Source organism: Methylorubrum podarium, from assembly GCF_040270385.1.
Lineage (GTDB): Bacteria > Pseudomonadota > Alphaproteobacteria > Rhizobiales > Beijerinckiaceae > Methylobacterium > Methylobacterium podarium.
Genome location: NZ_JBELQE010000033.1, coordinates 16,540 through 40,534 on the forward strand (window position 1 = coordinate 16,540; position 23,995 = coordinate 40,534).

Annotated in this window: 23 protein-coding genes; 14 read left to right on the forward strand and 9 right to left on the reverse strand. The window is 71.1% G+C overall.

What is annotated here, in order from left to right:
* Positions 1-12: 12 nt before the first annotated feature.
* The 8 genes from flhA (at position 13) to ABS772_RS05380 (ending at position 6,961) form a co-directional block, all read left to right on the forward strand.
* Positions 13-2,094, forward strand: coding sequence for a flagellar biosynthesis protein FlhA (flhA, locus tag ABS772_RS05345; RefSeq protein ID WP_350392813.1), 2,082 nt, complete (start codon positions 13-15; stop codon positions 2,092-2,094).
* On the forward strand, positions 2,091-2,861 hold the full coding sequence (gene fliR, locus ABS772_RS05350) for a flagellar biosynthesis protein FliR (protein ID WP_350392814.1): 771 nt from the start codon (positions 2,091-2,093) through the stop codon (positions 2,859-2,861). The genes flhA and fliR overlap by 4 nt, the downstream gene beginning before the upstream one ends.
* Before the next feature lie 5 nt (positions 2,862-2,866).
* Entirely contained in the window at positions 2,867-3,277 is a 411-nt protein-coding gene (locus ABS772_RS05355; RefSeq protein WP_238253667.1) for a hypothetical protein, read from the forward strand.
* Positions 3,278-3,349: 72 nt separating this feature from the next.
* On the forward strand, positions 3,350-3,820 hold the full coding sequence (locus tag ABS772_RS05360) for a rod-binding protein (protein WP_350392816.1): 471 nt from the start codon (positions 3,350-3,352) through the stop codon (positions 3,818-3,820).
* Between the two features lie 5 nt (positions 3,821-3,825).
* On the forward strand, positions 3,826-4,158 hold the full coding sequence (locus ABS772_RS05365) for a flagellar protein FlgN (protein WP_350392818.1): 333 nt from the start codon (positions 3,826-3,828) through the stop codon (positions 4,156-4,158).
* 3 nt (positions 4,159-4,161) lie between these two features.
* Positions 4,162-4,608 (forward strand): hypothetical protein, encoded by a 447-nt coding sequence (locus tag ABS772_RS05370; RefSeq protein ID WP_238253664.1) that lies wholly within the window; start codon positions 4,162-4,164, stop codon positions 4,606-4,608.
* 362 nt (positions 4,609-4,970) lie between these two features.
* A complete protein-coding gene (locus ABS772_RS05375; protein WP_350392820.1) occupies positions 4,971-5,864 on the forward strand; it encodes a dihydrodipicolinate synthase family protein in 894 nt (297 codons plus the stop codon).
* A 101-nt stretch (positions 5,865-5,965) separates the two neighbouring features.
* On the forward strand, positions 5,966-6,961 hold the full coding sequence (locus ABS772_RS05380) for a DUF2336 domain-containing protein (protein ID WP_350392822.1): 996 nt from the start codon (positions 5,966-5,968) through the stop codon (positions 6,959-6,961).
* A 13-nt stretch (positions 6,962-6,974) separates the two neighbouring features.
* Here ABS772_RS05380 and ABS772_RS05385 read toward each other — a convergent pair whose 3' ends face one another.
* The 3 genes from ABS772_RS05385 to ABS772_RS05395 all read right to left on the reverse strand — a co-directional run bounded on the left by ABS772_RS05385 (position 6,975) and on the right by ABS772_RS05395 (position 10,057).
* The gene (locus ABS772_RS05385; protein ID WP_238253661.1) at positions 6,975-7,316 is read right to left on the reverse strand and encodes a DUF1491 family protein; all 342 of its coding nucleotides are present in this window, start codon (positions 7,314-7,316) and stop codon (positions 6,975-6,977) included.
* 67 nt (positions 7,317-7,383) lie between these two features.
* Positions 7,384-8,097, reverse strand: a complete 714-nt coding sequence (locus ABS772_RS05390) for a peptidoglycan-binding domain-containing protein (RefSeq protein ID WP_350392823.1) — start codon at positions 8,095-8,097, stop codon at positions 7,384-7,386.
* A 43-nt stretch (positions 8,098-8,140) separates the two neighbouring features.
* Positions 8,141-10,057 carry a PAS domain-containing sensor histidine kinase gene (locus ABS772_RS05395; RefSeq protein WP_350392825.1) on the reverse strand — a complete coding sequence of 639 codons (1,917 nt, stop codon included), beginning with the start codon at positions 10,055-10,057 and terminating at the stop codon, positions 8,141-8,143.
* A 379-nt stretch (positions 10,058-10,436) separates the two neighbouring features.
* On the opposite strand from ABS772_RS05395, the gene ABS772_RS05400 reads away from it, so the two are divergent.
* Together ABS772_RS05400 and cydB are read left to right on the forward strand one after the other, a co-directional pair.
* On the forward strand, positions 10,437-10,778 hold the full coding sequence (locus ABS772_RS05400) for a hypothetical protein (RefSeq protein ID WP_350392826.1): 342 nt from the start codon (positions 10,437-10,439) through the stop codon (positions 10,776-10,778).
* Positions 10,779-10,846: 68 nt separating this feature from the next.
* Positions 10,847-11,890, forward strand: coding sequence for a cytochrome d ubiquinol oxidase subunit II (cydB, locus tag ABS772_RS05405; protein ID WP_238255454.1), 1,044 nt, complete (start codon positions 10,847-10,849; stop codon positions 11,888-11,890).
* A 108-nt stretch (positions 11,891-11,998) separates the two neighbouring features.
* On the opposite strand, the gene ABS772_RS05410 is transcribed toward cydB, so the two are convergent.
* Positions 11,999-12,124, reverse strand: coding sequence for a hypothetical protein (locus ABS772_RS05410; protein WP_283206866.1), 126 nt, complete (start codon positions 12,122-12,124; stop codon positions 11,999-12,001).
* Positions 12,121-13,359, reverse strand: a complete 1,239-nt coding sequence (locus ABS772_RS05415) for an MFS transporter (RefSeq protein WP_350392828.1) — start codon at positions 13,357-13,359, stop codon at positions 12,121-12,123. The genes ABS772_RS05410 and ABS772_RS05415 overlap by 4 nt, the downstream gene beginning before the upstream one ends.
* Positions 13,360-13,593: 234 nt before the next feature.
* On the opposite strand from ABS772_RS05415, the gene ABS772_RS05420 reads away from it, so the two are divergent.
* Positions 13,594-16,086 carry a PBP1A family penicillin-binding protein gene (locus tag ABS772_RS05420; RefSeq protein ID WP_350392830.1) on the forward strand — a complete coding sequence of 831 codons (2,493 nt, stop codon included), beginning with the start codon at positions 13,594-13,596 and terminating at the stop codon, positions 16,084-16,086.
* 138 nt (positions 16,087-16,224) lie between these two features.
* Here ABS772_RS05420 and ABS772_RS05425 read toward each other — a convergent pair whose 3' ends face one another.
* Positions 16,225-16,812, reverse strand: a complete 588-nt coding sequence (locus ABS772_RS05425) for a hypothetical protein (protein WP_350392831.1) — start codon at positions 16,810-16,812, stop codon at positions 16,225-16,227.
* 233 nt (positions 16,813-17,045) lie between these two features.
* Between ABS772_RS05425 and ABS772_RS05430 the strand changes: the two genes are divergently transcribed.
* Together ABS772_RS05430 and ABS772_RS05435 are read left to right on the forward strand one after the other, a co-directional pair.
* Positions 17,046-17,291, forward strand: a complete 246-nt coding sequence (locus ABS772_RS05430; RefSeq protein ID WP_238255450.1) for a hypothetical protein — start codon at positions 17,046-17,048, stop codon at positions 17,289-17,291.
* A gap of 463 nt (positions 17,292-17,754) precedes the next feature.
* A complete protein-coding gene (locus tag ABS772_RS05435) occupies positions 17,755-19,131 on the forward strand; it encodes a TAXI family TRAP transporter solute-binding subunit (protein WP_350392833.1) in 1,377 nt (458 codons plus the stop codon).
* Between the two features lie 3 nt (positions 19,132-19,134).
* Here ABS772_RS05435 and ABS772_RS05440 read toward each other — a convergent pair whose 3' ends face one another.
* On the reverse strand, positions 19,135-20,622 hold the full coding sequence (locus tag ABS772_RS05440) for an AMP nucleosidase (protein ID WP_350392834.1): 1,488 nt from the start codon (positions 20,620-20,622) through the stop codon (positions 19,135-19,137).
* A gap of 195 nt (positions 20,623-20,817) precedes the next feature.
* Between ABS772_RS05440 and tsaA the strand changes: the two genes are divergently transcribed.
* Entirely contained in the window at positions 20,818-21,324 is a 507-nt protein-coding gene (gene tsaA, locus ABS772_RS05445) for a tRNA (N6-threonylcarbamoyladenosine(37)-N6)-methyltransferase TrmO (RefSeq protein ID WP_350392835.1), read from the forward strand.
* 19 nt (positions 21,325-21,343) lie between these two features.
* Here the strand turns inward: tsaA and ABS772_RS05450 are convergent, their stop codons facing one another.
* Positions 21,344-22,645, reverse strand: coding sequence for a GNAT family N-acetyltransferase (locus ABS772_RS05450; RefSeq protein ID WP_350392837.1), 1,302 nt, complete (start codon positions 22,643-22,645; stop codon positions 21,344-21,346).
* A 127-nt stretch (positions 22,646-22,772) separates the two neighbouring features.
* On the reverse strand, positions 22,773-23,837 hold the full coding sequence (locus ABS772_RS05455; RefSeq protein ID WP_350392839.1) for an ATP-grasp domain-containing protein: 1,065 nt from the start codon (positions 23,835-23,837) through the stop codon (positions 22,773-22,775).
* Positions 23,838-23,995 lie beyond the last annotated feature (158 nt).

The window sequence follows — 23,995 nt, forward strand, 5'->3', positions numbered from 1 at the left end:
ACGGTTCACGTCATGGCGGTGAGCGAGGCGCTCGTCCTGGAAAAGCGGTCGCGGCGCGACTTCGGCTTCGCGGCCGGCATCGTCGCGATCCTGGCGGTGCTGTTCCTGCCGGTTCCGGCCGTGCTGATCGATGTCGGGCTCGCCTTCTCGATCGCGCTCTCGGTGCTGATCCTGATGGTGGCGCTCTGGATTCAGAAGCCGCTCGAATTCTCCGCCTTCCCCACGGTGCTCCTGATCGCGACGCTGCTGCGGCTGGCGCTCGGCATCGCCACGACGCGCCTGATCCTCGCCAACGGCCAGAAGGGGGTGGACGCCGCCGGCCACGTCATCCAGGGCTTCTCCCAGTTCGTGATGAGCGGCGATTTCGTCATCGGAATCGTCGTCTTCGTGATCCTGATCACGGTCAACTTCCTCGTCATCACCAAGGGTGCGACCCGCATCGCCGAGGTCGGCGCCCGCTTCACCCTCGACGCCATCCCCGGCAAGCAGATGGCGATCGACGCCGACCTCAATGCCGGGCTGATCGACGACAAGGAGGCGCAGCGCCGCCGCCGTGAGCTGGAGGAGGAATCGGCCTTCTTCGGCTCGATGGACGGCGCCTCGAAATTCGTGCGCGGCGAGGCGGTGGCCTCGCTCATCGTCATCGCCGTCAACGTGTTCGGCGGGGTCATCATCGGCACGACCCGCCACGGCATGCCGCTCGGTCAGGCCGCGGACGTCTTCGTCAAGCTGTCGGTGGGCGACGGCCTCGTCTCGCAGATCCCGGCGCTGATCGTCTCGCTCGCCGCGGGCCTGCTCGTCTCGAAGGGCGGCACCCGCGGCGCCGCGGAGGAGGCGGTGCTCGGACAGCTCAGCGCCTATCCCCGCGCGCTGATCGTCGCCGCCGCCCTGATGCTGATGTTCGCGATCGTCCCGGGCCTGCCGTTCCTGCCCTTCGTCGCACTCGCCGGACTGATGGGCTTCGTCGCCATCACCATCCCGAAGCGTCGCGCCGCCCGGGCTGCCGTCGCCGCCGCGAAGGCCAAGCGCGAGGAGGAGAGCAAGCAGGCCGAGGTCAAGGATTCGGTCAAGGAGCAGCTTCGCACCCCCGAGATCGAGCTGTGCCTCGGCCGTCAGGTCGCCGCGCAGATCCAGGGCAGCCACGCCGAGCTGCACCACCGCGTCGCCAAGATGCGCCGCAAGTTCGCGCGCCAGTACGGCTTCGTCGTGCCCGACATCAAGCTCACCGACAGCCTCAACCTGCCGCCCAAGACCTACCAGATCCGCATCCACGGCACGGTGGCGGCGACGCAGGAGATGCGGCCGGGCGAGTTGCTCGTCGTCGTCGGCGACGGGCCCCGCCCCGACGTGCCGGCGGAGGAGGTGCGCGAGCCCGCCTTCGGCATGAAGGCGCTCTGGATCGTCGACGCCTATGCCGGCGAGATCCGCCGCTCCGGCTTCGAGGCGATCGACGGCGCGTCCGTCCTGCTCACCCACCTCTCCGAGGTGATCCGCAACAACCTGCCCCAGTTCCTGTCCTACAAGGACATGCGGTCGCTGCTCGACCGGCTCGACCCCGAGTACAAGCGGCTGATCGACGAGATCTGCCCGTCGCAGATCTCGCATTCGGGCCTTCAGGCGGTGCTGAAGCTGCTGCTTTCCGAGCGGGTCTCGATCCGCAACCTGCACCTGATCCTGGAGGCGGTGGCCGAGATCACGCCCCATGCCCGCCGGGCCGAGCAGATCGCCGAGCACGTGCGCATGCGCGTCGCCCAGCAGATCTGCGGCGACCTCGCCGAGGACGGGGTGCTCCACGTGCTGCGGCTCGGCGCCAACTGGGACCTCACGTTCCACCAGAGCCTGAAGCGCGACGCCAAGGGCGAGGTCATCGAGTTCGACATCGACCCGCGCCTCGTGGAGCAGTTCGGCGCGGAAGCCGGCGAGGCGATCCGCGAGCGGATGCGGCAGGTCCACGGCTTCGCCCTCGTCACCGCCCCCGACGCCCGGCCCTACGTGCGGATGATCATCGAGCGGATCTTTCCGACGCTTCCCGTCCTGTCGCATCTGGAGATCGCCCGCGGCGTCGAGATCAAGTCGCTGGGCACCATCTCGTGATCCCCGGATTCGGGAGCCTGCTCGGCGGCGACGCCTTCCTGGCGACCTTCCTGATCTTCTGCCGCATCGGCGGCTGCCTCCTCATCGTCCCCGGCTTCTCCAGCCCGCGGGTGCCGGCGCAGGTGCGGCTCCTCATCGCCGTCGGCATCTCGCTCGCGGTGACGCCGCTGCTGCTGCCGCTGTTCCAGGGCCGGCTGCCGGGCCAGGCGCCGACGGACACGCTGGCCTGGATCGCCAGCGAGAGCGTGACCGGCCTCCTCATCGGCCTGCTCGGGCGCATCTTCATCTTCGTGCTGGAGACGGTGATGAACGCGGTCTCGACCATGGTCGGCTTCGGCTCGATGCCGGGCACGCCCGTCGAGGGCACCGACGCGATGCCCGCGGTCGAGACGCTGATCGTCCTCAGCGCGGTCGCGCTGATGTTCGCCGCCGACCTGCACTGGGAGCTGTTTCGCGGGCTGGTCGATTCCTACGCCCGCATCCCACCGGGCGAGGGCTTCGGCACGCAGACGGCGCTGGTGCGGATCGCCGACCAGATCGGCGAGGCCTTCAGCCTCGCCTTACGCATCGCCGCGCCCTTCATCATCTACGCCGTGGCGGTGAACCTCGCGGCCGGCTTCGTGAACAAGCTCACGCCGACGATCCCCGTCTACTTCATCGCCACGCCCTTCGTGATGTTCGGCGCGCTGCTCCTGCTCTACTACCTCTCCAGCGAGTTCATGACGCAGTTCCTCGCCGGCTACCTCGCCTGGCTGCGCAAGGGCTGACCGCGATGTCCGCCGCCGACATCGCCAAGCGCCTCAAGCGCGCGGAACGGCTCACCGCCGTGCAGGAGCAGATGCGCCGGGCCGCCGAGTGGCAGCTCGCCCAGACCCGGCGCGACGCCGACGCCGTCGAGGCGGACCGCGCCGCCCTGCTCGCCGCCGTCGGCTCCTCCGCCCACGGCCACCTGTTTCTGGAGGCGTCGAACCGCCGCCTGCGCGGGCTCGCCGCGCGGGCGACCGAGCTCGAGCGGATCGCGGCCTCGCAAACCGCCGAGGTGCGCGAGCAGGGCCTCGCGCTCAAGCGCGCGGAGCTCAATGCCGAGCGGATCGAGACCCTGCTCGACCGCGAGCGCGAGCGGGTCGAGGCGATCGAGCGTCTCGACGGCCTGGTCCAGCGCCGCGATGCAAGCCTCCCGTAAGCCAGCGGGTCTAGGGTTCCACCGATTGTCAGCGGCGCGCCCGGTTCGCGCCGCGTCAGGTTCGATGGCGCGATGAGCATCTCTCCCCCTTCCGACATCGTCATGGACGTGGCGCGCGCCGCCGACCCGGCCCGCTACCAGGAGGCGGCGGCCAAGCTGTCGCAGCCCGGCGACCCGGCGGCCTTCGCCAGCGCCGCCGACGAGGCGGCCCGCGAGGCGGGTCTGACCACGCACATGCCGCTCGACGTCCACGGGACGCTCACCAGCCTGAAGAACGACACCGCCCGGAGCGGCGCCGCCGATCCCTACAAGAAGTTCGAGGGGCAGGTGATCCAGCAATTCGTCGAGGCGATGCTGCCCAAGGCCGAGACCGTGTTCGGCAAGGGCAATGCCGGCGGCATCTGGAAGTCGATGCTCGCCGAGCAGCTCGGCCAGCAGATCGCCCAGACCGGCGGCATCGGCATTGCCCGCATGCTGAACGCGTCCCGCCCCGCCGCCGCCGCGGCGGTGCCGACCGCCACCGGCGTGGCGGGCAAGGTCTGAGCCCGATGCTGCTCGAATCCCTCAAGCGGCTCGAGGCCACCGTCGAGGCCGAGACCGAGGCGCTCGCTGCCAACGCGCCGCTCGATCTCGACGCGGTCAACCGGGCCAAGAGCCGGAGCCTTCTCGAACTCACCCGCCTCGCCCGCGGCATCGACGTCGCGGCCCTCGACGCCGAGACCGGCATCGTGCTGGCGCGCCTGCGCGACAAGCTGGTCCGCAACCAGGAGGCGGTCGCCCTGCATCTGCGGGCGGTGGAGGAGGTCGGCGAGACGCTCCAGGCGAGCCTCCAGGCCGCCGAGTCCGACGGCACCTATTCCATGCGCCCGGGGCGCGACTGAGCGATGCGCGTCCTCGTCTCCGGCCTGTGGATCTGCGCCGTCACCATCGCCTCCTGCTACGCGGCGGTGACCTTCGGCGGCGGGTTCTTCACCAAATCGACCGAGCCCTACCTCGAAGGGCTGCAGTATCAGAAGCTCGCGCCCATCAACATTCCGATGGTCGCCGAGGGCAAGGTGCAGGGCTACGTCATCGCCGTGCTGGTCTTCACGGCGGATGCCAAGCTGATGCACACGCTGCCCGTCGCCCCCAACGCCTTCGTGGTCGACGAGGCGTTCCGCCAGATCTACGGCGACACCACGATCGATTTCCGCAAGCTCGCCCGCTACGACATCAACGCCCGCCTCGCCCAGATCCGCGCCAAGGTCAACGAGCGCCTCGGCTCCGACGTGGTCAAGGACGTGCTGGTGGACGAGCTGAACTTCGTGGCCAAGCGCGAGGTGCGCTCTTAGCGCCACCTCAACTGACTTCATTTGGCCAACGCGTCGTTCCTCATGCTGAGGCGCCGAGCGAGAGCTCGGCCTCGAAGCACGCCGGAACGGTCGATCCCACGGCACCGGCCTGCCGGGAGAAGCGTCGCGGCGTGCTTCGAGGCTGCTGGCGCAGCACCTCAGCATGAGGACCGTGATGATCGTTGGAACAGGCGGTCGAACGGTTCCAGGTCTTCCTGCCGGTCGGCGCAAGGGGCCTTTGAGGCGCTTCGCCCTGCTCGGCACGGTGGCTCCGCTCGCAGTAACGACGAGGCCCCAGATGCCACGGGGGCTGCCCGGATCGCGTTGACCGCACTCGGGCACCCGCTCATCCTGCCGCGGCCATGTCCTGCTTCACCGGCCTGTCCGCCTTCCCCATCACCCCCGCCTCGCCCGACGGCCAAGTGGATACGGCGGCGTTGCGCGCGCTGATCGCGCCGCTCGCCGCCGCGGGCGTCGATTCGATCGGGCTTCTCGGCAGCACCGGCACCTATGCCTATCTCTCCCGCGCCGAGCGCCGCCGCGCCCTCGATGCGGCCCTCGACGCGGCGGGCGGCCGGGTGCCGGTCATCGTCGGGATCGGCGCCCTGCGCACCGACGAGGCGGTGGCGCTGGCCCAGGATGCGCGGGCGGCGGGCGCCGCGGCGGGTCTCCTGGCCGCCGTTTCCTACACGCCACTGACCGACGAGGAGGTGTTCGAGCATTTTTGCGCCGTCGCGACGGGCAGCGGATTGCCGATCTGCATCTACGACAATCCCGGCACCACGCATTTCCGGTTCACGCCCTCGCTGGTCGGGCGGCTGGCGCAGGTACCCGGTCTTCGTGCGCTCAAGAGCCCCGCGCCGGATCCGGACACGGTGGCCGGCCATCTCGACGCCCTGCGCCGGGCGGTGCCCGCCGAGTTCCGGCTCGGCACCAGCGGCGACTGGAACGCGGCCGAGGCGCTGCTGGCCGGCGGCGAGGCTTGGTACAGCGTCGCGGCCGGGCTGTTTCCGGAAGCCTGCCTCGCGATCCTGCGGGCCGCGCAAGCCGGCGAGGCCGCGCGGGCGCGAGGGCTGAACGCGCGGATGGGGCCGCTCTGGGATCTCTTCCGGGAGTTCTCCAGTCTGCGGGTCATGTACGCGGCGGCCGGCCATCTCGGCCTGTGCCGGGCGGATCCGCCCCGACCGATCCTGCCACTGCCGGAGCCCGTCCGCCGGCGCGTGGCCGAGGTCGTGGACCGCCTCGCGCTCGCCTGATCCGGCCGCCGCGGGACAGTCGCGTCCGGCCGATCTTAAAGGTCGATTCACGCAGAACTGTTTGACTCTCCCTCAGAGTAAGTTCTGCGTAATCGAGTGCCATGTCCTCATCGGTCGCCGGCGCGCCGGACCTGTCCGGCCTCATCGAGCTCTCGCGCGACCCCGCGCTGGACCTGAAACCCGTGATCCTGCGGGTTCAGACCGATCTGTTCCTGACCGCCCCGGTCCACGACCGGGCCATCCTGCAGGCCTTCGAATCCCTCGCCGCGGGCCTGATCCCGACGGTGGACGAGGAGACTTTGCGCATCGTCGCCGACAAGCTCGACGGCTGCCCCGACGTGCCGGCCGGCGTGCGCGACGCGCTCGAAGCCCGCGGCTTTCTCGTGGCGCCGCCCCGCGAGGCGGGGTCGGAAGCGGAAGCCGACCGGGCCCTGGCCGAGAATCCCGGCGCGCTGATCGGCACCCGCGCGCTGGAACGCCTGCTCTCGCGTGCCCGCACCGACGCGGCGCTGGCCCGCACCCTGCTCGGCCGGCCCGACATTCCGCCCGCCGACCTCGCCCCCTTGTGGCTCTTCGCCGAGCCGGAGCAGCGCCGCGCGATCACGGAGGCCGTCGAGGCCACCGCGGCCCTGCGCCCGTGTCCGCCGGCGCCCCGCACGCTGGCGACGAGCCTCGTCGAGCATTCCCACGCCCGCGACCTGCAGGCCTTCGTCACCGCGCTCGGAAACGGGCTCGGCCTGCCGCCGAACTACCTCGGCGCCGCCGTCGATCCGGCCGCCCGCTACGACCTGCTGACCCTCGCCCTGCGGGCCGCGGATCTGCGCGAGGGCGAGGCGGTCTTCGTCTTCCTCACGCTCAACGACACCGTCGCGCGCTCGGTCGATCGGGTGTTCTCCCTCGTGACGCTGTTTCGCGAGACGAGCCGGGCCGCCGCCCGCGACCTGCTCTGCGCGATCCTCGGCGTGCCGGTGATGGAGCGCGCGGGCCGCGAGCACCAGCCGCTGCACGGCCCCGAGGCCAAGCGCGGCGCACCCGCCGCGGCCGAGCGCGGCGGCTTCCGCACCATGCTCCCGACGCGCCTGCGCCGCACGAGCTGAGATCTCGAAAAAACTACTCCGCGAGGGGCAGGCCGTGCCGGCCCTCGCGGTCGTCGATCTCGACGATCCAGAGATCGGAATCGAAGCGGATCTCCCGCGCGAGGCGCTCCTCGACATCCGGCGACGGGGCGGCGGCGAGGACGGCCGTGAAGCGGCGCTCGCCGTCATCCTCCGCCTCGATCAGGGCCTGGGGCGCCGGGCCGTAGAGGTCGGCGGTGCCGTCGAGCCGGTCGATCTTCACGAAGATCGCCCCGGCCTCCGCCGAGCCGCGGCGGCGCTGCACCGCCGGGATGCCCTCGCCGTTGAGGCGGCGCAGCTGCGCGGAGACCCAGAAATCCGAGCGAAGGCGTGGCATGCCGGGTTCATAGGCGCCCGCCGCCGCCGCGTCGATGGCGGCGGGGCATCGTCGACGCCGTCGGATGTTACCCGCTCGCCTTGGCGGTCATCTCGCGGGTCAGGGCGCGCAGGGTCGGCCCGGCGGCCTCGCCCTTCACCGGCAGCTTGCGGTCGCGCTCGAACTTCTCGATCGCCGCCTTCGTGCCAGGCCCCATCAGGCCGTCATCCTTGAGCGGGCCGTAGCCGAGCTTGGCCAGGGCGCGCTGGACGCGGATCACGGTCGGGTCGGGCTTCGGGCTCTCGGGCTTGCCCGCCTCGGCCTTCGCCTCGGTCTTGCGCTCCGCCTTGGGCGTCACCGAGGCGGTCGTCTCACCGGAGCGGAGCATGTCGGCGATGGCGTCGCGGGGGGCGGCCGGCACCTCCCGCACGGGGGCGGGCTTCGGCGCCTCCACCGCGCGGACTTCCCGGACCGGCGGCGCGGACCGCGCGGCCACCGGCTTCGGCTCGACGGTCGGCAGGATCGGCGCCGGATGCGGCCCGGCCTGGAGACCCATGGCGTTGACGCAGACGTAGATCGCTGCGCCGGCTCCGAGGACCGTGCCGAACACCCCGCCGGGATAGCGCAGGCAGAACCGCCCGGCCCCCGCCGCCGTGGAGGCGGCGGCGGCCCGCCAGCTGGACGCGGTCGGCCCGCGCGGCGCTGGCTTGCGGCGCGGCGACGTCGCCCCGCTTCGGCCGACGCGCATGTCACCGGGGACGACGATCTCGCGCTGGTCCCGTCGGGCGGGCAGCTCGCGCATCACTTGTCTCCTTCAGCTGGTCGCCGCGCTTCGTCCGATCGGCTCATCCGGCGCGGCGCATCGGTGTGTTCACGGGAAGCGGGGCGGGATCGAACAGGCCGACCGGCCGGCGGATCGGCTCGGGCGCCGGTTCCGGCGCCGCGGCGCCCCGCACCGACGTCCGGATCGGCGCCGGCTGGTTCGGCGCAGCGGCGTTCTTCGCGCCGGCGGATCCCGCCTTGGCGCGGCTGCAGTCGAGCGGCAGCGTCACGGTGACGGCCGTGCCCTTGCCCGGCGCGCTCTCGACGGAGACGGCCCCGCCGTGAAGCCCCGCGAGACCGCGCACCACCGAGAGGCCGAGCCCGGTGCCCTCGTGGGTCCGGCCGTAGCCGCCGCCGACCTGGAAGAAGGGGTCGCCGAGCCGCGGCAGGTCGGCCTCGGTGATGCCGATGCCGTTGTCGCTCACCACGATGTCGAGATAGGCCCCGCCCCGGCGCACCATCACCTCCACCCGCCCGCCGCGGGGCGTGAACTTCACCGCGTTCGAGATCAGGTTGATGAGCATCTGGCGGCAGGCGCGGGCATCGGCCACGAGGGTGAAGCCGGCGGGCACCGGGGCGCTCACCAGGGTGATGCCCGAGGCGTCGGCCTTGAGCCGCATCAGGTCGCAGCAGCCGCGGAGCAGCGCCTCGACGTCGACCGGCTCGGGCTGGAAGTCGAAATGTCCGCCGCGGATGCGGGAGATGTCGAGCAGCGTGTTCACCACGTCGAGCAGGTGACGCCCGGACTGGGCGATGATGCCGGCATATTCCCGCGACCGCTCCGGCGAGAGGCTCAGCGCGCCCTCCCCCGCCAGCACGTCCGAGAAGCCGATGATGGCGTTGAGCGGGGTGCGCAGCTCGTGGCTGACGGTGGCGAGGAAGTGGGTCTTCACCTCGTCGGCGCGCTCGGCTTCGGCGCGGGCGCGGTCAAGCTCCAGCGCGTGGCGGCGGTGCTCGGACACGTCGCGGGTCACCGCGACGACGGTCGAGCCGTTGGCGCCGGCCAGCGCCGCCTCGATCCGGTGAGCGCGCATCTCGGCGTAGATCGTGCGGCTGCCGTCGCCGCGGGGCGCGTCGAGGTGCAGGCGGAACGGCACCGTGGCCGGAGCGCCGTGGGCGGCGACGTCGCTGATCGCCTGGAGCAGCGCCGGACGGTCGCCGATATGCACCCGGTCGAGCAGGCCGTGGCCGCGCAGGCGGCTCGCCTCGGCGCCGACGAAGCGGGCGGCCGAGCCGCTCGCCTCCAGCACGCGGCCGTTGGCGTCGTGCCACGTCACGAGATCGTCGATGGCCGAGAGCAGCAGGCGGTCGCGGGCCTCGTTGTCCTGCATGCGCGTGCGCCACTCGCCCTCGCGGCGCATATGCTCCATCGCCTGCGCCGCGATGTGGCCGATGGCGGTCACGGCGAAGACCGGCATCACGACCGCGTTCGGCCAAGCGAGCGCGAGGCTTCCCACCGGCAGGTAGCCGCTCAGCGCGATCGCGAAGGCGCCGGCCACGGCGATGACCGAGGCGGCGACGGTGGCGCGGCGCGAGCCGGAGACCATCGCCTCCAGCGGAACCGCCACGAGCCAGATCGCCGCGGCCGAACTCGCGCCGCCGGTGAGCGCGGCGAGGCAGACGACGATGCCGGTCAGGCCGAGCGAGGACAGGGCGTGCGCGATCCAGAGCGAGCCGGTGCGCGACAGGACGACGGCGGCGACGAGCGGCAGGAACAGGCTCGCGATGGCGATCGCCTCGATGCCGCTGGGGACGCCGCGCCAGACGAGGTACGGCGGCAGGCCCGCCATCATCACGACGCCGGTGGCGAGCCGCGAGATCAGGAACCGCTCATGGCGGAAGCGCACGCCCGGCTCGCCCTGAACGGAGGCGTGGACCAGCCCGGCGAGGCGGGCATCGAAGAGGGAGGCAAGGGTACCGTCTTTACGCAACACCACCACGCACAGCGCAGGTCTTGACCCTCAGAAACGGGTGACCCGCGCCCCTCGACTGCTCGTTACGAACTTCGAGGGAACCGTCGCAGAGCCGGTTTAAGCGAGGATGAAAAGGGTCGCTCACTTGCCGCCGACCGCGGCGCCGACCGACCTCGTCCGGCCCGCCGATCCCCGTTCTTCACAGTGCCCGGGTGGGGCCGGGGCGCTGCCCCGCAGAGGGTAAACCGGGCGCCGAGAGGGCGGGCCCGAGGGCGAAAAGGCTTCGTTCACCACGTCGGCGTTTTGGGCCGGCGCACTTCACCCGGCGGTGCCGAGACGATGGCAGGATCGGGCCATCGACCCCCGCCGGCCAAGCCGGCGACGCCGTGCCCGTGGAACCGGATCGATGTCGTTTCTCCTGCGCGCCGCCCTCGTGATCGGCGCCCTCACCTACTTCGCGCTCCAGCGACAGGAGGGGCCATCGTCGATCCCGCCCCGGGCCGCCACCGCGGGGGTCGCGACGGGCGACGCGATGGATCGCCTGACCACCGGCGGCATCGGCGCACTGGTGAACGCCGTCAACGCCCTGCCGCCGGAGACCCGCGAGCAGGTGACGCGGGCGGGGGCGGATGCCATCGCCCGGCAGATCTCGGGGACCCTGGCCGGGCCGGTCGCGCCGCGCCCCTCCGCCGACACGCTCTCGGCCAGCGACCGCCAGCCGTCGTGGCGGGGACCCGCACCGCATTGATCTCGGTTCTGGCGTGATGCGGCGGCGCTCCTATAACGGACGGGTGCCGCCGGCCGGGAGGAGCGACGATGTTCGGCTTCGGAAACGAGTACGAGGGCTTGGCCTTCTGGCTGCCGCTGGTCTGGGCCGGCCTGCTGGCGCTGGCGGTGGCGATGTACGTCGTCATCGACGGCTTCGACCTCGGGGTCGGCATCCTGTTCACCGCCGCGCGGCCCGGCAACTGGCGCGACCGGATGATGCTCTCGGTGGCGCCGATCTGGGACGGCAACGAGACCTGGCTCGTGCTCGGCGGCGGCGGGCTGTTCGCGGTGTTCTCGGTCGCCTACGCGATCCTGCTGCCGGCGCTCTACCTGCCGATCATCCTGATGCTGATCGCCCTGATCTTCCGCGGCGTCGCCTTCGAGTTCCGCTTCAAGGCCGAGCGCTCGCAGGTGGTGTGGGACAATGCGTTCCACTACGGCTCGCTGATCGCCACCTTCGCGCAGGGCATGGTGCTCGGCGCCTTCGTCCAGGGCTTCCAGACCCAGGGCCGGGCGTTTTCCGGCGGCACGTTCGACTGGCTCACGCCCTTCAGCGTCATGACCGGCATCGGCCTCGTCTGCGGCTACGGCCTGCTCGGCGCGACGTGGTGCGTGATGAAGACCTCGGGCGAGCTGGAGATCTGGTCGCGGATCAAGGCCCGGCAGTTCCTGATCGGCACCGTCGTCTCGATGGCGATCGTCAGCGCCTGGGTGCCGTTCCTCGGGCTCCACATCCAGTGGCGCTGGTTCTCCTGGCCGAACCTGCTGTTCGTGGCGCCCGTGCCGCTGCTCACCGCCTTCGTCTGCTGGCGGATCCTGAAGGCCCTCGACGACGGTCGCACGGTCGCGCCCTTCCTGCTCTCGATCGCCCTGTTCCTGCTGGGCTTCCTCGGGCTGGCGATCAGCCTGTTCCCCTACATCGTGCCGCCGAAGCTCACGATCTGGCAGGCCGCCAACGCGACCTCGGCGCTGCAATTCGCCCTCGTCGGCTACTCGGTGGTGATGCCGCTGACGCTCGCCTACACGGCCTACGCCTACTGGGTCTTCCGCGGGAAGATCGAGGAGAACCCGAACGCGGCGAGCTACCATTGACGGTTCGCCGCCTCCTCTGGTTCGCCGCCCTCTACGGCCTGAGCCTCGTCGCCTTCACGGCGCTGGTCTACTTCATCCGCGCCATCGCGCGGTGAGGCGGGCCGCGTCTCACAGGCAGAGGGGAAGGGCCGCGCGCAGCCAGAGCCCCACGCCCTCGCGGGCCCAGAGGAGCGCGCCGGCCAGCGTCAGCGCGCCGAGAAGAGCGAGGACGACGAGTTCCTCCCGCGCGCTCATGCCGGCCTCGCCTGCGCGTCCCGGCGCATCAGGGGCACGTCACGGATCGGCAGGTTGAGGAGGCCGGCGAGGAGTGCGATGCCGATCGAGATGCTCCAGGCCAGGTCGTAGGAACCGGTGCGGGTGAAGATGTAGCCCGCCCCCCAGGCGCCGAGGAAGGCGCCGACCTGATGGCTCATGAAGACGATGCCGAACAGGGTCGAGAGGTAGCGCACGCCGAAGATCTGCCCGACGAGACCGCTCGTCAACGGGACGGTGCCGAGCCAGAGGAAGCCGATGGCGCAGGCGAACAGCGTCGCGGTGAGCGGGGTGAAGGGAGCCAGGAGGAACAGCGCCATCACCGCGGCGCGGGCGACGTAGATCCACGACAGCACGTACTTCTTGCGCAGCCGGTCCGCGGCGACGCCGAAGGCGTAGGAGCCGAGGATGTTGAACAGGCCGATCAGCGCCAGTGCGCGGGCGCCGATCCCCGGATCGAGGCCGGCATCGGTGAGGAAGGCCGGCAGGTGGGTCGAGACGAAGGCGATGTGGAAGCCGCAGACGAAGAAGCCGGCATTGAGAAGCCAGTAGCCGCGATGGCCCGCCGCCTGTCGCAGGGCGGCGGCGAAGCCGATTTCGCCGGCCCCGGACACCGCCCGCGCCGCGCCCGCGGCGGGATCCCGGACGAGGCCGACGGCGAGCGGGACCATCAGCGCGGCGAGCCCCGCGGCGGCAGCCAAGGCCCCGCGCCAGCCGAGTCCCTCCACCGCGATCTGCGTCGCCGGAACGAGCAGGAACTGCCCGACCGAGCCGCCCGCCGTGACGATGCCCGCGGCCGCGCCCCGCCGCCCCGGCGGCATCAGGGGCACGACCGCGCCGAGCACGACGACGAAGGTGACGCCGGTCATGGCGAGGCCGACGAGGAAGCCGAGCGTGACGGTGAGGCCGAAAGCCGAGGACACGAGGGCCGCCGAGGCGAGGCCGACGGCGTAGAGGAGACCGCCGGCGGCGGCGACGCGCCCGGGACCGTGCCGGTCCGCCATCGCGCCGACGAAGGGCTGGGCGAGCCCGAAGATCAGGTTCTGCACCGCCATGGCGAGGCCGAAGCTCTCCCGCCCGACGCCGAGATCGAGCTCGACCGGCCGCATGAACAGGCCGAACCCCTGGCGGATGCCCATGGCGATGGTGACGATCACGGCGCCGCAGGCGAGCGCGATCCAGGGGGACGGTCGGCGAAGATGGAGGGGGAGGGTCAAGGTCATGCGTCCGGAAAAGCCGGCCGGGATCATAGTCCGTCCCCCCGGCGCCGCAGAACCGGCCCGCACCGCATACCGGATCACGCGGCGGGAACGAGCCTCGAGCGTGTCGCCGAGGTCACCCGTCCGCCCCGTTCGCCTCCGCCACCGTCGCGCGCGTAGCCTTGCCGCCCCCGGCTCCGCTAAGGTCGACCCGATGATGCGTGGATACCGGCGGGCGGCGAACGGTTCGGGATGACGGCGCAGGGACCGGACAGGCCGGGCGAGGACGGAACCGAGACTCGCGCGGCGGCGCGCGAAGCGGCGCGGGCGGCTGCCCTGCTCGCGCGCCAGCTCGGCCGGCTGGCCGGCAGCGCGGGGCGCAGCGCATGGCGCAGCGGCACCGCCGCGGCCAGGGACGCAGCCAAGGGGGCGGCAGAGGGGACGGCGCCGGTCCTCGCCCGGACCGCGGACCGCTTCCGCTCCACCGGACATCGCGCCCCGCCGGCCGTCCCCACCGCGGATCCGTCGCCGGGCATCCGGCCGGACGCAGAAGACCGTGCCGCCGACCGGCCCGTCGGCCGCGCGCCGCGCCGCCGCCGACCCTGGCTCATCGGAGCGGCCGTCCTCCTCGGCCTGCCGCTGGTGATCCTGGCCGGATACGTCTTCGCCGCCTTCGCCACCCTGCCGCCGCTCGGCGGCGTGGCGCCGGAGGCCGCCCAGCGCGCCCTCGTGGTCGAGGCCGAGGACGGCCGGTCCTTCGCCACCCGCGGCGCGTTCCAGGGCGAGAAGCTCACCGAGAAGACGCTGCCGCCCCGGCTCGCCCAGGCCATCGTCGCGATCGAGGACCGGCGCTTCTACAGCCACTGGGGCATCGACCTGCGCGGCATGGCCCGCGCGCTGTGGCGCAACGCCACCGGCGGCGGCGTGCGCGAGGGCGGCTCGACCATCACCCAGCAATATGCCCGGCTCACCTCGCTGACCCAGGAGAAGACGCTCCGGCGCAAGATCCAGGAAGCCTTCCTGGCCCTGCGCCTGGAGAGCACGCTGTCGAAGCCCGAAATCCTCGTCGGCTACCTCAACACCGCCTATTTCGGCGCCGGCGCCTACGGGGCGGACGCGGCGGCGCGGCGCTATTTCGGGCACGGGGCCGAGAAGCTGACCCTGCCGGAGGCGGCGATGCTGGCGGGCCTGGTGCGCGCGCCCTCGCAGCTCGCGCCGACCCGCAATTTCGGCGGTGCCAAGGAGCGCGCCGACCTCGTGCTCCAGGCGATGGTCGAGACCGGCGCGATCAGCCAGGCCGAGGCCGACAAGGCGCGCGCGGAGAAGCTGGCCCTGCACACGCCGCCCGAGACGCCGCCCGGCACCAACTACTTCCTCGACGCGGTCCAGGGCGAGGTGAAGCGGCTGACGCAGGAGCCCGGCGACGTTACCGTCCGCTCGACCCTCAACCTCGATCTCCAGAGCCTCGCCGAGGGCGTGCTCGCCCGCCGCCTCGACGGCGAGGGGGGCAAGAAGAAGGTCGGCCAGGGCGCGCTGGTGGCGATGGCGCCCGACGGGGCCATCCTCGCCATGGTGGGCGGGCGCGACTACGAGGACAGCCAGTTCAATCGGGCGATCCAGGCCAAACGGCAGGCCGGCTCGCTGTTCAAGCTGTTCGTCTACCTCGCGGCCTACGGGAAGGGGTACTTCCCCGACAGCGTGCTCGTCGACCGCCCGACCCAGATCGGCGAGTGGGAGCCGCAGAATTCCAACAACCGCTTCCGCGGCGCGCTGCCGCTGCGCTCGGCCTTCGCGCTCTCGGTCAACACCATCGCCGCGCAGCTCGGCGAGGAGGTCGGCCCGCCCGCGATCATCGCCGAGGCCCGCCGTCTCGGCGTGCAGTCGGACCTGCCGAACGTGCCAAGCCTCGCCCTCGGCACCGCCGACGTGACGCTCGTCGAGATGACCCGCGCCTATGCCGGCGTGCTCGGCTCCGGCGTGCCGGTGGAGCCCTATCTCGTCCGCACGGTCCGCGGAAACACGCCGCAGCCGCTCTACCAGCGCCCGGCGCCGAAGCCCGGCGCGCCGATGGACGCGCAGGTGCAGTCGATGATGCTCGACTCGCTCCAGGCGGTGGTGGAATCCGGCACCGGCAAGGCCGCCCGGGTCAACGGCCTCGCGGTCGGCGGCAAGACCGGCACCAGCCAGGATTACCGCGACGCGTGGTTCGTCGGGCTGACGCCGGACATGATCGTCGGCGTCTGGGTCGGCAACGACGACAACGCCCCGATGAACAAGGTGACGGGCGGCGACATCCCGGCCCGCGTCTTCCACGACTTCGTGGAGCGGGCGCAGAAGGTGCTGAAGGGCCGCAAGCGCCCCGCCCCCTCCGCGGCCCGGGCCGAGCCGGCCCCGGCCAGCGCCGTGGCTCCCGCCCCCACACCCGCCGCCGGCGAGGTGCGCGGCGTGCCCGATGTGGTCGATACCGGCACGCTGACGATCCGCGGCCGCAGGGTGCACCTGCTCGGCGTCGTCGGCGAGGGCGGCGCGCTCGCCCGCCAGCTCGCGCGCTACCTGCGCCGCCGCGAGGTGATCTGCTCCGGCGACCCGTCCTCCGCCCGTTGCCGCCTGGACGGCGACGACCTCGCCGCCCTCATCGTCACGGCCGGCGGCGCACGGGCGAGCGAGGACGCGCCGCCCGATCTGATCGAGGCCGAGGATCAGGCCCGCGCCGAGCGCGCGGGGTTGTGGCAGCGGGAGCGGTGAGACGCCTGATCGCTTCGGTTTTTCCTCCGTCATCGCGAGGCGAAGCCGAAGCGATGACGGAGTCCGGCAAAGCGCGGAGCGATCGACCGGAGACGGAATGAGAGGCACCGCGCGGACCCTGACGCACACCGTGCCTGGTCAGGGCGTGCGGCAGGCCATCGCCGCCGTCGCCTCGACCACGCTGAGCGCCCGGCGTCGAACCTCCAGGGAGACACGCGGGCTGTCGGCGACGACCGAGGCCTCGCGCTTCAGCGTCGCGTCGCAGGCGCAGGACTTGTAGCCGCTGGTGTCGTAGCAGCTATCGTGGCGCATGCAGGCCGCGTCGAGTTCGTCGGTCGGAGGCGCCCCGTCGGCGCGCTGACCCTTCCCGCAATAATTGCCGTGGAACAGCTCTTGGCCGGCGACGACCTTGTCGAGATCGCCGCTCGGCGGCGTCGGTGCCTCGGCCTGTCCGCCCGGGTTGAGGTCGTTGGCCGGGCCTCCCGCCCGGGAGCCCGACCCGCGCAACGTCTTCGGGATGCCGGAGCTTCCGCCGGGCTCGTTCAGGGCTTCCGCGGCGCGGGTGTTCGGATCGGAGAGGTCCGGCAGCGGCGGGGGCGGCCCCGGGCGAGGCTCCTCCACCTCCACCGTCGCGGCGGGCGGTTCCTCCGTCACGACTTGCGCCGAGAGATCGTGCGGGCGGGCCAGAAGTACCAGCCCGAGCACCACGAGAAGGTAGGGTTTCATCGTGTCCCCTGAAATGCGGACCGATCAACTTTGAGCCCGGCAATTCCGTTCCCAGAATCCACGCCTCCCGGGCACGGAATGGAACCCTCCTCGAAGAAGAGGCTGTGGTTGACGGCAGGATCGCGAGCGAAATCGCCGGCGGCTCTGTACGACGACGCGCCCGTGCAACGGTTGGAGACCCAGCGACGTTCTCGCCTTCGGCCCAGAGCAGCTGGGTATTCAAGGAGCAGACCATGCTGGTACGTTTTGGGCTGAGCGTCGTGCTGACCGCGTTGGCCGGGAGTGCTGCGTTGGCCGCTCCGATGACGGACGAGGACAGGGCGGTCCTGCAACAGCAATGTGCCGGTGACTTCACGACCTTCTGCGCCGGCTTGCCGCCGGAGGATGGGCCCGAGACCCAGGCCTGCTTCCAGAAGAACATGTCCCAGCTGTCCCCCGGCTGCCGGAGCGCCATCCAAGCCTACAAGAAGAAGGGCTGACGATCCGCGGCCGGATGCGGCCGGTCACGCAGGCGACGCCACGATGGACGGCAGCGGTACGCCTCTGCCGTCCGGTTTATATCCTCAAACTAATTCAGACCAACTCTTGAATATAAACCCGATTATGAGTACAATACAGCACAATTATATCATATAGTTTGACGATGATCTCAGCTCATTTTGCAATTCTCGGGCAATGCGGAAACTGTGATACGTCATGCGCCTGATCACTTCGGTTTCTCCCCCGTCCTTGCGAGGCGAAGCCGCGGCAATTCAGGGCTCCGCACTCTTTCGGAAATGTTGCGACCTGGATCACTTCGCCTCCGCCTCGCGATGACGGGAGTGGGCAGCGCCCAAGGTGATCGGCCGGAAACCGTCTGATTTCTCTCGATCAGAGCGTTCAGGCTATCGCGGATCGCGCGAGAGGGTGACGAAGATTGGCGCGCGCCCTGGGGGAGCATCGTTGGGCAAGGCAGCATATCCGAAGGGCCGGGAAGCGCTGCTGCTTCTCGGTTTGATACCCATCCTCATCCTCGGCGCCGTCGCGGCATACTATCTGACGCGGCCCACGACCTTGACCATCGCCGTCGCCCCGAACGGGGGGACCGAGCCGGCCTTGTTGCGGGCCTACGCCGACGAACTCGCCCGCAGACGGTCCGGTATCCGCCTGAAGGTGATTCCGTTCGACGGCGTGCGCGAGAGTGCGGAGGCGCTCAAGGCCGGAAAAGCCGATCTCGCGGTGGTCCGCCCCGATGTCTTGATGCCAGGCAACGGCTTGACCCTCGTCGTCCTCAGGGAACTCGCCATCTTCGTTTCGGCGCCGAGCGCGGCCGGCATCACCGGCTTCGCGAACGTCGCGGGCAAGCGGCTCGCTATGCTGGCCGGCCGAACGGCCGACAGGATGCTCGTCGGCAACCTCGCGGCCCATCACGGCCTGGCGCTTTCGGCCGATGCCGAGACCGGCGTCGTCCCTCCGAATGCCGTCTCCCTCGTGCCGGTGGAGGAAGCCGAGATCGGAGCAGCCCTCCGGACCGGGCGCATCGACGCGATGATGCTGGTCACCACGCCGACATCGCCGGCCGCGCGGCGCGTCGTCAGCCTCGTGCAGGAGGCGAGCGAGGAGGATGCCGCGACGATCGTCGGACTCGCCGACGCGGGCGCGGTCCTGGCCCGCTGGCCGCGCCTGCAAGCGGTCACGATACCGGCCGCCCTGTTCGGCGGAAATCCGCGCCTGCCCGCCGAGGATGTCGCGACCGTCGGCTCGTCCTATCGCCTGATGGCACGCGCCGACCTGTCGCGCAGCGTCGCCGCGGAGGTGACGCAGCACCTGTTCGAGATGCGCGCGGCCCTGGCGGATGAGGTCACCGCCGCGGAGAGCATCACGCACCCGGTCTACGAGGACACCGCGGACGCCACCAGCGCCCGCCTCCCCATCCATCCCGGTGCGCTCGATTACTACGAACGCGAGCAGGAGACGTTCATCGAGCGCTACGAGAGCTGGATCTACCTCGTCGCGATCCTGGCCGGCGGCGTCGGCTCGACGCTCGCTTGGCTGCGGCAGCGCCTCGGACGCATCCGCCGGGAGCGGATCGAGGTAGCGACCTCCCGCCTGCTGGAACTTCGTTCCGAGGCCCGACGCGAGACGAACAGGGGGCGCCTGGAGGCCATGGCCGCCGAGATCGACGACCTCGCGGCCAGCATCGCGCGCCATGCCCTGAATCGGCCGACGGAGCCGCGGACCCTGGGCGCAGCGAACGTCGCCATCGAGGCGGCCCGTTCGACGGTCCGGCGCGGCCTGGTCCGCGAGGATCCGCCGAAGAATCCGCAGGACGCGACGTGAGTTCTACCGGAACGGCGGCTCGTCGAAGCTCCGGAGCTTCCTCGAATGCAGCCCCGCCCGGTCCGAGCGCAGGGCGTCGAGGGTGGCGAGGCCGATCTGGAGGTGCTCCGCCACCGCCCGCTCGTAGAAGGCGTTGGCCGCGCCCGGCAGCTTGATCTCGCCGTGCAGCGGCTTGTCGGAGACGCAGAGCAAGGTCCCGTAAGGCACCCGCAGGCGAAAACCCTGGGCGGCGATGGTGCCGCTCTCCATGTCCACCGCGATCGCCCGCGAGAGGTTGATGCGCCGCCGCTCCTGGGTGAAGCGAAGCTCCCAGTTACGGTCGTCGTAGGTCACGACCGTGCCCGTGCGCAGGCGCCGCTTCAGGGCGTCGGCCCGCTCGCCGGTGACGGCGGCCGCCGCCGATTGCAGGGCGATCTGCACCTCGGCCAATGCCGGCACCGGGATCTCGGGCGGCACGAGGTCGTCGAGGATGCGGTCGCGGCGCAGGTAGCCGTGGGCGAGCACGTAGTCGCCGATGGTCTGCGACTGGCGCAGGCCCCCGCAATGGCCGACCATCAGCCAGCAATGCGGGCGCAGGACCGCGAGATGGTCGGTGATGGTCTTGGCGTTGGAGGGACCGACGCCGATGTTGACCAGCGTCGTGCCCTGGGGCGCCCCGTCCGGCCCCCGCCCGACGAGGTGGTAGGCCGGCATCTGGTACTTGTGCCAGGGCGAGGCGGCGATCAGCGCCGCCGGGTCGGCCGAGGCCGCCTCGGCGCGCTCGACCACGATCCCGCCGGGCAGCACCAGCCGCTCCCCCTCCCCGGCCGCCAGCCGCTCCAGCCCGTGGCGGACGAAGCCGTCGACGTAGCGGTGGTAGTTGGTGAGCAGGATCCAGGGCTGGATCTCGCGCCAGTCCGAGCCGGTATAGTGGACGAGCCGGCGCAGCGAGTAGTCGGTGCGCACCCCGTCGAACAGGGCGAGCGGGCGCGGATCGCCGGGATTTTCGAGCCACAGCCCGTCGGCCACCTCGTCGCCGACGACGGAGAGGAGCGGCACCGGGAACAAGGTGGCGAGGTCGCTGGCGCTGACGCCGCTGCCGCCGAGATCGGTGCCGGGCTCGACGATGTAGGGGTAGGGAATCTCCTGGGCCGAGAGGCCGACCTCGATGCCGGCGCCGTAATCGCGCACCAGCGGCCGCAACTGCTCCAGCAGGTAGGCGCGGAAATAACCGGGCTGCGTCACCGTCGTCGCGTAGAGCCCCGGCGCCTGGAACTTGGCGGTGGCCCGGTTGAGCCGCGGCAAAGGCCCCGTCGGCTGGTAGGTCAGGCGCAGCTCGGGATAGCGGAACTGAAGCCGCTCGGTCGCGTCCGGCGGGATCCGGTGTTCCAGGTAGCGGTTCAGCGCCGCCTGGAGCGCCTGGGTCGCGCCCGCATGCAGCGTTTCGAGCCGATCCACGGCCGTCTCCGCGTCGGGGACGGCCTCCATCGGCCGCAACTCGTCGATGACCATGTGCCCTCCCCGCTCGCCCCACGGTGTCTACACCGGCGCGGGCGGCGAGACGAGCGAGCGGCGTGCCAAGGGACATACCGAGGGACATGCCAAGGGACGTGCCAAGGGGCCCGCAGGGACGCTGTCCACTGGCCTTGCGGCGGCAGCGCGCCGGGGTGACAAGGCGTCGTCGGACAGCGGGGCGAGCGAGGGCGGATGAACGAGGATGTCGAGCGGCGCCCCGGCGAGGAGGCGATCCCGCTGCCGGCCGATTACGATGCGGGCCTCTACTTCATCGGCCGGGTGCGCACGCCCTGGAAGACGCGGTCCGAGTGCCCGAAGAACGGCACGCAGACGGACGCGATCTGCACCCTCGAGGTCGAGACGCCGTATCGGCCGGCGCTCCAGAACCTAGAGGGCGCCACCCACCTGATCGTGCTCTACTGGATGGACCGGGCGGCGCGCGACCTCGTGCGCCAGCAGCCGCGCCACGCGACGGGGAGCCGCGGCACCTTCTCGCTCCGCTCGCCGGCGCGGCCGAACCCCATCGCCCTGGCCGTGGTCGAGCGGCTCGCCATCGCCGACGGCACCGTCCGCGTGCGCGGCCTCGACTGCCTCGACGGCACGCCGCTCCTCGACATCAAGCCCTACTACGCCTCGACCGACAGCCGGCCGGAGGCGCGGGTCGATCGCGCCGGCACGGAGACAGGGGCGGCGTCGTGATCGGGCAAGACCGGGACGCCTACCGCTCCGCCGGCTCCGCACCGGATCCCGGCTTCGCCGTCAGCCGGGCGAGGGCGCGCAGGTAGACCGGTTTGACATGGGCCTTGTAGGTCCGCCGGGCCCAGCCGCGCCCCCGCCGGAACAGCGTCTCGGCCAGAGCCGTCAGCCGGCCGCGCACGGAGCCGCCGGGGGAGACGTCGATCAGGAGGTCGGCGATCTCGCGCCGCTCCGGCCAGAGCTGGGCCAGCGCCGCCGAACTGTCCCGGTTGCACGAATCGAAGCTCTCGACGGCCCCGTCCGCGAAGACCGTCTCGGTCGTCGCCTCCATCAGCAGCGAGCCGGGCCCCCATTTCGCGTAAGTCTCGTCATAGGCCATCTTCCAGCCGAAGGCCGTGCGGCCGGATCGCAGCCAGATGTTCATCGCGATCGCCCGGCCGTCGAGGCGCAGGGCCTCGATCCCGGCGCAGCCGTCCCGCGCCAGCCCGGTGATCATCGTCTGGGCGAAGGCGCGGAGCGGGGGCGCGTTGCGGATCGCCCGTCCGCGCCGGCTTGTCCGGCCCTTCCAGCCGGCGGCCTCCAGATCGAGGAATTCCTGGAAGGCCATGCTGACCTCCTCCGGCCTGCGGTAGCTGACCTGACGCAGTTCGCCGCGCTCCGCGAGCCGCTTGCGCTGCCGCCGCAACTCGGCGCGCCGCTTCGATGACACCGCGCCGGCCGAGGCGGGGTCTCCCGCGCCCGGCGCGGTGCGGACAGCGCGCTGCCGGCGCTCGATCGCGACGATCCTCGCCCCCCGCCGGCCGGCCGCATCGAGGAGGGCGGGGAAGCCCGGCCCGTCCGTCGCGATCTGGTTGGCGCAGATCAGCTTCGGCAGGCCGGCATTTCGGGCGATCGCCTCCAGCATCGCCGACAGAGCCTCGACCGCGTGGTCGCGGTCGAGCACGGGCGAGCCGAGGAACGTCAGCGAATTGCACGGTGCTTCCAGGGTCCGGATCGGCAGGCGCGAGGACGGGCGGGCACCGACGAGGAGCCACACGCCGATCAGCCCGGCCCCTCCCCCGGCGCGATGGGACCAGGCGAGGAGCACGTGCAGCGGCGTCTCGGTCACCGTGTACATCGCGCCGGCGACGGCGGGCTCCATGAACACGTTCGGCTCGGCGCACCGCTCGACCAGGCGACGCCATTCCGCGGCGAGCGAGCGGAAGCGCGGCGCCGTGGCGAACTCGACGGAGACGTTCGGCCGGGATGGTGCCGGATCGTCCGCGATCGGGGCGGAGGGAGCCTCGGCCGGGTGCAGGCTCTTGAAGTCGCCGCTCGAATCCATGGACGGCCTCTCCTCGGCGACGCCGTCGCCGCTCCGTGTCGCTTCATCCGAGAACGACGACAAAGCCGCGCTCGAAGCACGCGTTCTTGAGGGGTACATCCGGATGCGCCGACCGGCGGCCGCGCCGTCACAGGAGCTGCCCGCCGGCCAGCCGATAGCGGCCTATCGCGCTCTGGAACGCCGCCCAGGCGGAGATGGCCGGATCGCGGATGATGTAGCGGAGATAGGCCCGCTCGGCCCGGTTCAGGCGCCAGGGCGTGAGCAGGTTTCCGCACAGGCGGCGCGGCGAGCGGATCTTGAGCGTCTCGGGGTCCGCCGGACCGCCCTCCCCGTCGCGCAGACGGCAGCCGAGGGTGACGAAGTTCAGCCCCGCCAGCATCGCCACCTCCATGTGGTACCAGAAGCGCGGGTTGCACTCGATGAAGGCGATCCGGCCGTCGGGACTCCGCCGGATATCGAACCCGATCACCCCCCGATAGCGGAAGTGCTCGATCAACCGGCGGGCATGGTCGTCGATCTCGGGAGCCCGGATCTCCTCCAGCTTGGTGAGCGTTCGGCGGTAGGCGAACGACGCCACGATCCGCCCGGCATCGCACAGGTAGAAGCTGCTCAGCTCTTCGCCGGGGATGTATTCCTGGCAGATGATCGGCGAGTAGTTGAGATGCTCAGGGAGCTCCTCGACGGAATCGATCTTCCGCACGCCGTAGCCGCCCGACATCGCCGCCGGCTTCAGGATCAGAGGGTAGCCGAGGCGGTCGAGGTCGCGGCGCAGGTCCGCCATCGTCTCGAAGCGCCGCGTCGCGGGGACGGGAAGATCGAGTTCGGCGCAGACGCCGGCGAAGCGCCACTTGTCGTCGAGCGCATCGAACGTGTCCTGCGCCGGCACCGGATAGAACGGCGCCCCGATCTGATCGCCGTGGACGGACAGAAGACGCGTCGTCCGGCTGCAACTCGGCAGCACCAGATCGATGTCGTGGTTGGAACAAAGCCGCTGAATATCACCGAGATCGGAGGGCTGGAGGTTGGAGAAATCACCTTTGAACGGAATAAATCGCTCACAAAATCTTGAGCGCTTCAGCAGATGCGCGTCATCTTCACCGAGAACATAGACTTCATCGAAGCATTCGCTCGTGCATCGCAGAACTCGATACTGGATGCGCGGGCCACTGGCCAAGACAAGCGCGCGCTTCATGATAAAGCCTCACGTCCGATCATCTCTGAGCAGGCAGAGAACGGACTCATCATTGCGTTCTATGGTCGTCGGTTTCTGACCATCTATGTTTGCGTGAAAATTAACGTCAACAACGCTGAGGCAGCAGGGCCGAAAATTGTAACAGTTCTATACTGATG